The organism is Kitasatospora sp. NPDC057965 (assembly GCF_042887135.1).
GTDB lineage: Bacteria > Actinomycetota > Actinomycetes > Streptomycetales > Streptomycetaceae > Kitasatospora.
This window is the reverse complement of the sequence record NZ_JBHVPZ010000012.1, coordinates 175,701-184,179: the sequence shown is the minus strand read 5'-3', so window position 1 is coordinate 184,179 and position 8,479 is coordinate 175,701. Positions and strand designations below refer to the sequence as shown.

General features: G+C 73.7%; 7 protein-coding genes. 6 read left to right on the top strand and 1 reads right to left on the bottom strand.

Annotation, left to right across the window (positions count from 1 at the left end; all coding sequences use genetic code 11):
• The first annotated feature begins 340 nt into the window (after positions 1-340).
• The 6 genes from ACFVVU_RS18025 (at position 341) to ACFVVU_RS18000 (ending at position 5,879) form a co-directional block, all read left to right on the top strand.
• Complete coding sequence (locus ACFVVU_RS18025) at positions 341-1,195, top strand: bifunctional methylenetetrahydrofolate dehydrogenase/methenyltetrahydrofolate cyclohydrolase (RefSeq protein ID WP_355358548.1); 855 nt, start codon at positions 341-343, stop codon at positions 1,193-1,195.
• A gap of 42 nt (positions 1,196-1,237) precedes the next feature.
• Positions 1,238-1,657: a DUF3017 domain-containing protein gene (locus tag ACFVVU_RS18020; protein ID WP_380685419.1), complete on the top strand. Its 420-nt coding sequence runs from the start codon at positions 1,238-1,240 to the stop codon at positions 1,655-1,657.
• A 203-nt stretch (positions 1,658-1,860) separates the two neighbouring features.
• Positions 1,861-2,853, top strand: a complete 993-nt coding sequence (locus ACFVVU_RS18015) for a malate dehydrogenase (protein WP_380687462.1) — start codon at positions 1,861-1,863, stop codon at positions 2,851-2,853.
• A gap of 81 nt (positions 2,854-2,934) precedes the next feature.
• Positions 2,935-4,260, top strand: a complete 1,326-nt coding sequence (locus ACFVVU_RS18010) for a hemolysin family protein (RefSeq protein WP_380687464.1) — start codon at positions 2,935-2,937, stop codon at positions 4,258-4,260.
• 30 nt (positions 4,261-4,290) lie between these two features.
• Positions 4,291-5,331 carry a tryptophan--tRNA ligase gene (gene trpS, locus ACFVVU_RS18005; RefSeq protein WP_387790822.1) on the top strand — a complete coding sequence of 347 codons (1,041 nt, stop codon included), beginning with the start codon at positions 4,291-4,293 and terminating at the stop codon, positions 5,329-5,331.
• Positions 5,332-5,387: 56 nt separating this feature from the next.
• Positions 5,388-5,879 carry a 2'-5' RNA ligase family protein gene (locus tag ACFVVU_RS18000; RefSeq protein WP_355358563.1) on the top strand — a complete coding sequence of 164 codons (492 nt, stop codon included), beginning with the start codon at positions 5,388-5,390 and terminating at the stop codon, positions 5,877-5,879.
• Here ACFVVU_RS18000 and ACFVVU_RS17995 read toward each other — a convergent pair.
• Entirely contained in the window at positions 5,867-8,404 is a 2,538-nt protein-coding gene (locus tag ACFVVU_RS17995) for a CDP-glycerol glycerophosphotransferase family protein (protein ID WP_387790820.1), read from the bottom strand. The genes ACFVVU_RS18000 and ACFVVU_RS17995 overlap by 13 nt on opposite strands.
• Between the last annotated feature and the right edge of the window lie 75 nt (positions 8,405-8,479).

The following is an 8,479-nucleotide window of genomic DNA, read 5'->3' as shown; positions in this document are numbered from 1 at the left end:
CGTACCCGTTCGTCCACCTCCCGTACTGCTCCGCCACCGCCCGGGCGCCGTCCCCGCCCCGGTCCCGCCGCCGTCCCGCCCCGGTCCGGCGGCCGGGCCCTGTCCAGCCGGGCTCGCGTGTGGGGCCGGACTGTGGCGCAACCGCAATACGACCCGAACGTTCCGTACCCGTTCGTCCACCTCCCGTACTGCTCCGCCACCGCCCGGGCGCCGTCCCCGCCCCGGTCCCGCCGCCGTCCCGCCCCGGTCCGGCGGCCGTCCCGGGGCCGTCCCGCCGCCGGCTCCCCCCGGTCCGGGACCGGTGGCACGGACGCTTGCCCGGATCCGGGAGAATGGGGTCATGACTGCCCAGATTCTCGATGGCAAGGCCACCGCGGCCGCGATCAAGTCCGAACTCGCCGCCCGCGTGGCGGCCCTCCAGGCGAAGGGCGTCGTGCCCGGCCTCGGCACCGTCCTGGTCGGCGACGACCCGGGCAGCCGCTGGTACGTCAACGGCAAGCACCGGGACTGCGCCGAGATCGGCATCGCCTCGATCCAGCGCGAGCTGCCCGCCACCGCCACCCAGGAGGACGTCGAGAACGTCGTCCGCGAGCTCAACGCCGACCCGACCTGCACCGGCTACATCGTCCAGCTGCCGCTGCCCAAGGGCCTCGACCAGAACCCGGTCCTGGAGCTGATGGACCCGGACAAGGACGCGGACGGCCTGCACCCGACCTCGCTCGGCCGCCTCGCGCTGGGCATCGACGGCCCGCTGCCCTGCACCCCGCTCGGCATCGTCGAGCTGCTGCGCCGCCACGACGTGCCGATCGACGGCGCCGAGGTGGTCGTGGTCGGCCGCGGCGTCACCGTCGGCCGCTCGATCGGGCTGCTGCTCACCCGCCGCAGCGAGAACGCCACCGTCACGCTCTGCCACACCGGCACCCGTGACCTCGCCCACCACCTGCGCCAGGCCGACATCATCGTGGCCGCCGCCGGTGTGCCGCACCTGGTCAAGCCGGAGGACGTCAAGCCGGGCGCGGCCGTGCTGGACGTCGGCGTCAGCCGCAGCGAGGGCAAGATCGTCGGCGACGTCCACCCGGGCGTGGCCGAGGTGGCCGGCTGGATCTCCCCGAACCCCGGCGGCGTCGGCCCGATGACCCGCGCCATGCTGCTGAACAACATCGTGGTGGCGGCCGAGCGCCGCGCCGGCATCTGACCCGCCCCGACCGACGAACGACGATCCGAAGGACGGGAAGCCATGACCGAACCGCGGCGGACCCGGCGCAGGCCGGTCAAGACCACCGGCACGCTGCCCCCCGAGGGCTCGGCGGCGGCGCTCGGGCGCGACCACGCGCTGCCGGTCCGGCAGTGGCCGATAACGCTGGTCCTGCTGGTGGTCGGCGCCGGTCTCGCGGTCACCTGGTTCGCCGACTTCCAGGACGGCTTCAAGTACGGGCTGCTGATCATCGGCGGCGGGGTGCTGCTCGGCGCGGTGCTGCGGCTGGTGCTGCCGGAGGTCGGCATGCTGGCGGTGCGCAGCCGGTTCACCGATGTGATCGTGCTGACCTTCCTCGGCGTGTCGATCGTGCTGCTGACCCTGATGGCCCAGCCCAACCCGTGGGTGGAGTTCCCGGTGCTGGACAACATCGGCCAGCTGATCGGGCGTCCCCGGCGGTAGTCCGGCCGGTCGTGCACGGCCCCCGCCCGGAACCCGGGCGGGGGCCGTCATCGTCTGTGACCAACCAGTCACGACCTCGCCCGAGGCGTACGCTTCCCTTTGCGATACCCTGACGCCGGTTCTCTCGATGTCGAGAGACCGTCCGCGGCTCCGGCGCGCCGAACGTGCCTGGGGCACCTGGCGATCTGCTGGAGAAGGTAGAAATGACCCGCACCCCCGTCAACGTCACCATCACCGGAGCCGCCGGCCAGATCGGCTACGCGCTGCTCTTCCGCATCGCCTCGGGCCACCTGCTCGGCGCCGACGTCCCGGTGAACCTGCGCCTCCTGGAGATCCCGCAGGGCCTCAAGGCCGCCGAGGGCACCGCCATGGAGCTCGTCGACTGCGCGTTCCCGCTGCTGCGCGACATCACCATCACCGACCAGCCGAACGTGGCCTTCGACGGCGCCAACGTCGCGCTGCTGGTCGGCGCCCGTCCGCGCACCGCCGGCATGGAGCGCGGCGACCTGCTGCAGGCCAACGGCGGCATCTTCGGCCCGCAGGGCAAGGCCATCAACGCCCACGCCGCGGACGACATCAAGGTCCTGGTCGTCGGCAACCCGGCCAACACCAACGCCCTGATCGCCCAGCGCAACGCCCCGGACGTGCCGGCCGAGCGCTTCACCGCGATGACCCGTCTGGACCACAACCGCGCCGTCGGCCAGCTCTCGGCCAAGACCGGCGCCCTGGTCTCCGACATCAAGCGCGTCACCATCTGGGGCAACCACTCCGCCACCCAGTACCCGGACATCTTCCAGGCCGAGGTCGCCGGCAAGCCGGCCTTCGAGGCCGTCGGCAGCGACCTGGCCTGGCTGGAGAGCGACTTCATCCCGACCGTCGCCAAGCGCGGCGCCGCCATCATCGACGCCCGCGGCGCCTCCTCGGCCGCCTCGGCCGCCAACGCCGCCATCGACCACGTCCACACCTGGGTCAACGGCACCGCCGAGGGCGACTGGACCTCCATGGGTGTCGTCTCCGACGGCTCCTACGGCGTCCCGGCCGGCCTGATCTCCTCCTTCCCGGTCACCACCAAGGACGGCGAGTTCGAGATCGTCCAGGGCCTGGAGATCTCCGACTTCTCGCGCACCCGCATCGACGCCTCGGTCAAGGAGCTGACCGAGGAGCGCGACGCGGTCCAGGAGCTCGGCCTCATCTGAGCCGCCGCGCCCCAGCGCCCCACGACGGCCCGTCGTCCCCTTCCCGGGGGACGGCGGGCCGTCGCCCTACACTGACCCGCTGTGAACGAAACCATCGAGGATGCCGCACTCGTCCTCGTCTTCATCGTCCTGGGCGGCCTGTTCAACGTCGCCGAGATCTCGCTGATCTCGCTGCGCGAGGGCCAGATCCGGACGCTGGAGGCACGCGGCACCCGGCGGGCGGCCCGGGCCGCGCACCTCGCGGCCGACCCGAACCGCTTCCTGGCGGCCGTCCAGGTCGGCGTCACCTGCATGGGCTTCCTCTCCGCCGCCTTCGGCGCCGACACGCTGGCCGGCAAGGTCGCCCCGCTGTTCGTGCGGGCCGGGCTCTCCGAGGGCGTCGCCGACGCCACCGCCCTGGTCGGCCTCACCCTGGTGATCAGCTACGTCTCCCTGGTGCTCGGCGAGCTCACCCCCAAGCGGATCGGTCTCCAGCGGGCCGACGCCATCGCCGTGCTGGCCGCCCCGGTGGTCGACGTCATGTCGGTGGCGCTACGACCGGCGATCTGGCTGCTCGGCCGTTCCACCGATCTGATGGTCCGGTTGCTCGGCGGCGACCCGAGCGCCGGGCGCGGCTCGATGAGCTCCGAGGAGCTCCGCGGCCTGGTCGCCGCCAACACCGAACTCGGCAGCGACCAGCGGACGTTGATCGCCGACGTGTTCGCCGCCGGGGAGCGCCAGCTGCGCGAGGTGATGGTCCCGCGCACCGAGGTGACCTTCCTGGACGCCGAGCGCCCGCTCGCCGAGGTCCGCGCCCAGGCGGACTCCTCGCCGCACTCCCGCTACCCCGTGATCGAGGGCAGCTACGACGCGGTGACCGGCTTCGTGCACGTCCGCGACCTGTACGGCGCGCGCGGCGAACGGGCCGCCAAGGTCCGCGACCTGGCCCGCCCGGTCAAGCTGCTGCCCGGCACCAAGCAGGTGCTGGAGGCGATGGGCGAGATGCGCCGCGAGGGCCACCACCTGGCGATCGTGGTCGACGAGTACGGCGGCACCGCCGGCATCGTCACCCTGGAGGACCTGGTGGAGGAGGTGATCGGCGAGATCCGCGACGAGTACGACACGCCCGAGCCCGCCCCCACCCGGCGGCTGGCCGGCGGCGGCGTGGAGCTCGACGGCCTGCTCAACCTGGGGGACTTCGCCGAGGAGACCGGCGTCACCCTCCCCGAGGGCCCGTACGAGACGGTGGCCGGCTGCCTGGTCGCCGCGCTCGGCCGGCTGCCCGTCGACGGCGACCGGGTGCGGATCCCGGCCGGCCCGGGCCTGGAGGTGCTGCTGACGGTGGCCAAGCTGGAGGGCCGGCGGATCGCCCGGGTCGGGGTGAGTGCCGTCACACTGGCCGGGCCGCCGGGGGCGGAGGTTTCCTGACCGGTCGGTGGAACTGGAACAATGGCCCGCATGGTCAACGCAGCGGTCACTGGTCCGGTCAAGGACCGTCCCCGGGTGCTCTCCGGCATCCAGCCCACCTCCGGTTCGTTCCACCTCGGCAACTACCTGGGCGCGGTGCGCCAGTGGGTCGACCTGCAGAAGGAGAACGACGCCTTCTACATGGTCGTCGACCTGCACGCGATCACCATCGAGCAGGATCCGGCGACGCTGCGCCAGAACACCCGGGTCTCCGCCGCGCAGCTGCTCGGCGCGGGCCTGGAGCCGGAGCACTGCACCCTGTTCGTCCAGTCGCACGTGCCCGAGCACGCGCAGCTGGGCTGGGTGATGAACTGCCTCACCGGCTTCGGCGAGGCCTCCCGGATGACCCAGTTCAAGGACAAGTCGGCCAAGCAGGGCACCGCCGGGACCTCGGTGGGCCTGTTCACCTACCCGATCCTCCAGGTCGCCGACATCCTGCTGTACCAGGCGGACGCCGTTCCGGTCGGCGAGGACCAGCGCCAGCACGTGGAGCTCACCCGCGACCTCGCGGAGCGCTTCAACACCCGCTACAGCCCGACCTTCACGGTCCCCAGGCCGTACATCCTCAAGGAGACGGCCAAGATCCAGGACCTCCAGGACCCGGCCGTCAAGATGAGCAAGTCCGCGTCCTCCGCCAAGGGCCTGGTGAGCCTGCTCGACGACCCGAAGGCCAGCGCCAAGAAGTTCAAGAGCGCCGTCACCGACACCGGCACCGTGGTCTCCTACGACGAGGAGGAGAAGGCCGGCGTCTCCAACCTGCTGCGGATCCACTCCGCCCTGAGCGGGCAGTCGGTCGAGCAGCTGGTGGCGCACTTCGAGGGCAAGATGTACGGGGCCCTGAAGACCGAGCTGGCCGACCTGTTCACCGAGTGGGTGACGCCGTTCCAGGAGCGCACCCGGGGCTTCCTGGACGACCCGGCCGAGCTGGACCGCGTGCTCGCGCTGGGCGCCGAGAAGGCCCGCGCGGTGGCGTCCGAGACGCTGGCCCAGGTGTACGACCGGATCGGCTTCCTCCCGGCCGCCAAGCGGTGACTGTGCCGACGAGCCTGCCCGGTGGTGAGGGTCTCCCGGAGACCCTCACCATCGGCGTGTCCGTCAGCGTCCCGGATCCGTACGGAGCGGCGATCCAGGACGCCCGGGCTGGGCACGGCGATCCGCTGGCCCGGTCGATACCCACGCACGTCACGCTGCTGCCGCCCACCGAGGTGCCGGCCGAGGCGCTGCCGAAGATCGAGGAGCACCTGGCGGCGGTGGCGGCCGCGCACCGGCCGTTCCGGATGGTGCTGCGCGGCAGCGGCAGCTTCCGCCCGGTCTCCCCGGTGGTGTTCGTCCGGGTCGAGGAGGGCGAGCGGGAGTGCCGGCTGCTGGAGGCGGACATCCGCTCCGGCCCGCTGGCCCGGGAGCTGGCCTTCCCGTACCACCCGCACGTGACGGTGGCGCACGGGCTGTCGGACGACGTGCTGGACCAGGCCCACGAGCAGGCCCGGTCCTTCCACGCGGCCTTCCCGGTGCCCGGGTTCGGCCTCTCCCGGTTCGACGCGGACGAGGTCTGGCGCCCCTGGCGGACCTACGGCTTCTGACCGGCGCGCCCGGCCGGGCCGCCGAGTTCGAGCATCCGGTCGACCACCCGGCGGGCGGCGGCGCCGTCGTCCAGCGCGTTGTGCACGTCCTGGAAGCGCCGGTAGCGCTCGGCGAACCCGGAGGGCACCGTGCCCCCGGTGTCGGCGAGTTCGCGCAGCGCGTCGACCAGCGCCGCCGAGTCGTCGACCAGCGGGCCGGGCGCCTGCGCCTCGAAGTCGAAGGCGAAGCCGCGCAGGCTGTCCCGGTAGTGCGCCAGGTCGTAGGTGAAGAAGAGCACCGGGCGGCCGGTGATGGCGAAGTCGAACAGGATCGACGAGTAGTCGGTCACCAGGACGTCGGTGATCAGCAGCAGCTCCTGCACGTCCGGGTAGTCGGCGCAGTCGACGGCGAAGCCGTCCCCGGTGCCGGTCAGCGGCTCGCGGACGTGCGCGTGCGGCCGCAGCAGCAGGACGTGGTCCTCGCCGAGCGCGCGCCGGGCGCGGTCGAGGTCGATCCGCAGGTCGAGCTGGAAGCCGTCGCCGTCGGGGCGCGGCCGGTCCTCGCGCCAGGTCGGCGCGTAGAGCACCACCCGCCGGCCCTCGGGGATGCCGAGCCGGCGGCGGACGGCGGCCGCCCGCCCGGGGTCGGGGCGGGCCAGCACGTCGTTGCGCGGGTAGCCGGACTCCAGGATCTCGCCCCGGTAGCGGAAGGCCCGGCGCAGGATCGGGGTGGCGAAGGGGCTGGGGGAGAGCAGCAGGCTCCAGTGCGGGGTCTCCCGGTCGAGGGCGGCGAGGTAGCCGTGGTCGGCGAGCCAGGGGTTGTCGACGTCGTGGGCGATCCGCTTGAGCAGGGCGCCGTGCCAGGTCTGGACGACGACCTGGCCGGGGCGGCGCTGCAGGAAGTCCGGGAAGTGGGTGTTGCCGACCAGGTAGCGGCTGGTGGCCAGCGCCCGGTACCACTCGGGGCTCCAGACCCGGACCGCGCGGACCCCGGGCGGCAGCTCGGCCTGCGCGTCGTCGACCACCCACAGGTGCTCCAACGGCGTGCGGCGGCGGGCGAGTTCGGCGTGCACGGCGCGCGGTGAGTCGGCGTAGCCGCGGCCGCCGAACACGTCGTACAGCACGGCCTCGCGCAGTGGTTCGCGGCGGGCCGCGGGGTAGCCGGCGGTGCGCTGGCGGGCCTGCGTCCAGGCGCTGCGCTCGGCGGCGCTGAGCACGGGCGTGGAGTCCAGGAACAGGGTGTCGTGCCAGCGGCGCTCCAGCACGATCCGCTTGCCGCCGGCCTGGGTGGCGGCGGGCAGCGCGGCCAGGGCGGCGGGCGCGACGGTCAGCGGGCGGGCCGGGCCCGGTCCGTCGGCCGGGTGCAGCGCGGCCTCCCACAGGCCCTTGCGCAGCGGCAGCGGGGTGCCGTCGGAGCCGGTGCGGGTGGCGGGCAGCCGGACGGTGAACCGCGCGTCGGGGCCGAGCTCGACCGGGTGGCGGACCTCGGTACCGCTGCCGCTGTGCCGCAGCACGAGGTGGAGCGGGCCGGGCGCGGGGCAGCGGCCGGCGAGTTCGAAGCCGCCGGCCCGCGGGGCGAGCCGGTCGACCCAGCCGGCGGCGGGCCGCACGCACAGCTGGAGCCGGCCGTCGGCGAGGTGCTTGAGGTGCAGCGCCCGGTCCTCGGCGCCGGGCATCGGGTGCTGGCCGGAGACCGGCCCGCCGCGTTCGTCCAGGACGAGCGCTTCGACGGCGCCGTCGGGGTCGACCAGGTCGACGTCCCAGTGCTCCAGTTCGTCGGTGCCGCGTCCGTCGGCGGTGAACAGCGCGTACGGCAGGTGCGCGGTGACGGTGCGTCCGGTGCGGGTGGCGGGCTCGGTGAGGACGGTGCCGCTCTCGCGGTGGCGCAGCCGCAGCACGTTGCGGGCCTGGCCGGGGTCGGCGGTGGTGAGGTGCAGGCCGATCCCGTCGGGGGCGGGCAGGGCGCGGTCGAGGCGGACGGCGGGGCGTTCGAGGCGCAGGACGAGCAGGCCGTCGGCGAAGTGCGGCTGGAGGCGGACGTCGTGGTCCACCCAGCGGGCGGGCGGGTACTCGCCGGAGCCGCACCAGTGCGGGGCGAGACCGCCGTACTGGCGGCGCAGCCGGGTGGGGCGGCCGAGGGTGAACAGGGTGGTCTCGACGCTCCAGTCGCCGAGCAGCCAGCCGTCGGCGCCGCGCAGCCGGCGCGGTTCGACGAGGGCGGTGAAGCCGGCCCAGTCGTGGTTGTGCTCGGGCTGGGCGCTGTCGTCGGTGATCTCGGGGAGCCGACGCGGCCGGGTGGGGACGTGGACCGGCTCGTGGTGGTGGCCGAGGCGCAGGGTGAGCCAGCTCCAGGCGGAACCGGGGTGGGCGGTGGGCCGGTCGTCGGGGCGGGCGAACCCGGTGAGTTCGAGGCCCCGGCCGGTCCAGCGGGCGCGCAGCAGTCCGAAGGCGGCGTTCTCCTCCTCGCTCGGCAGCGGGGCGCCGAAGCGGGGGTCGCCGAAGCGCGGCGCGGCGTGCGGGAGGACGAACCGGGTGAGGACAGCCATTTCCACGGACCTTTCTCGGCGAGAATTTCCATCTCACCCGGAAACGGATCCGAGGTCAATTTGAGAATGTCGTTT

Bases quoted from the DNA above. Each gene is read 5' to 3' on its own strand.
- ACFVVU_RS18025 (WP_355358548.1), top strand. From the start codon at position 341: ATGACTGCCCAGATTCTCGATGGCAAGGCCACCGCGGCCGCGATCAAG.
- ACFVVU_RS18020 (WP_380685419.1), top strand. From the start codon at position 1,238: ATGACCGAACCGCGGCGGACCCGGCGCAGGCCGGTCAAGACCACCGGC.
- ACFVVU_RS18015 (WP_380687462.1), top strand. From the start codon at position 1,861: ATGACCCGCACCCCCGTCAACGTCACCATCACCGGAGCCGCCGGCCAG.
- trpS (WP_387790822.1), top strand. From the start codon at position 4,291: ATGGTCAACGCAGCGGTCACTGGTCCGGTCAAGGACCGTCCCCGGGTG.
- ACFVVU_RS17995 (WP_387790820.1), bottom strand. From the start codon at position 8,404: ATGGCTGTCCTCACCCGGTTCGTCCTCCCGCACGCCGCGCCGCGCTTC.